Source organism: Actinosynnema sp. NPDC023658 (assembly GCF_040639995.1).
In the GTDB taxonomy this organism is placed as follows: domain Bacteria; phylum Actinomycetota; class Actinomycetes; order Mycobacteriales; family Pseudonocardiaceae; genus Actinosynnema.
In genome coordinates this window covers 1-1171 of the sequence record NZ_JBFAAX010001407.1, presented here as the reverse complement: position 1 = coordinate 1171, position 1171 = coordinate 1, and the positions used below count along the sequence as shown (strand labels likewise).

At 76.7% G+C, this 1171-nt stretch carries 1 protein-coding gene and 1 pseudogene; one reads left to right on the top strand and one right to left on the bottom strand.

The features are described from left to right. On the top strand, positions 1–541 hold a 541-nt coding region (locus AB0G02_RS41375), incomplete at its 5' end, for a UTRA domain-containing protein (protein ID WP_360806386.1). Here AB0G02_RS41375 and AB0G02_RS41370 read toward each other — a convergent pair. After that, positions 489–1171, bottom strand: a pseudogene (locus AB0G02_RS41370) (Cmx/CmrA family chloramphenicol efflux MFS transporter); the annotation flags it as partial. The gene AB0G02_RS41375 and the pseudogene AB0G02_RS41370 sit on opposite strands and share 53 nt — an antisense overlap.

Here is a 1171-nt window from a genome sequence, read left to right as displayed (position 1 = left end):
GCCCGCGTTCGCCTACGGCCTCACCGGGTTGCGCAGCCTGTCGCAGGACCTGGTCGACCAGGGCATCGAGCTGGAGACCGAGGTGCTGGACGCGCGGCTCGTCGTGCCGCCGGGGGACGTGGGCGCGCGGTTGGGCGTCCCGGAGGGTGGTCGGGTGCTCGCGGTCGAGAGGCTGCGCAGCACCCGACCGCCCTCCGGTGCACCGGTTCCGCTGCTCCTGCAGACGTCGTACCTGCCGGAGGCGGTCGGGGCGCGGGTCGGTGCGGAAGACCTGCGCCGGCGGTCCCTCTACCGCGTGCTCGAAGAGCTGGGCAGCCCCGTGCGGCAGGCGAGCGAGACCATCCAGGCGGTCGCGCTGACGGCCGGGCAGGCCGGCGTGCTGCGCCGCGAGCCCGGCTCGCCCGCCCTGCTGAGCTGCCGCCTCAGCCGCGGTGAGGACGGCACGCCGCTGGTGGACGACCGCGCGTTGCTGGTCGGGGACACGGTGATCACCGCGGAACGCGCCACGACCGGGACGAACCTCGCCTACGAGCACCGATGACGGCGAGTGCCGCCGCTGCCAGGACGGCGCTGACCCACGGTGCGGCCCTGTAGTCGCCGGTCGTCCCGGTCGCGAGGCCGGCCGGCAGCGGGCCGAGCACCGCGCCGACGTTCAACCCGACCGTCGCGAACGCCCCGCCCAGCGAGGGGGCGTCCGACGCGGCCCGCATGACGTGGCCGGCCAGGGTCGACCCGACGCCGAACGACAACCCGCCCTGCACCACCGCCAGCGCGACCAGCGGCACGGGGTGGGCGCCGGTCACGGCCAGCGCCGCCCACCCGACCGGCAGGGCGCACATCGCCAGGACCACGCCCCGTCGCAGCCCACCGGAACCCGACCGGCCCGCCACCGTGACGCCGATGAACGCCCCCGCGCCGAACGCCGCCAACAGCACGGGGACCGCGCCCTGGGGCAGGCGTGCGACGTCGGAGGCGATGACGGCGAGGTAGGCGAAGGTCGCGAACGTCGCCCCGTTGACCAGGGCCGCGAGCACCAGCGCCCGCCGCACCGGCCGTGACCGCAACGCCCGTGCCTCCCGCCTGACCGACACCTCGCGCCGATCGGCCGCGTCGGCGGGCGCGGACGTGGACACGAGCACCAGCGCGGGCACGCACAGGGCGGCGACCACCC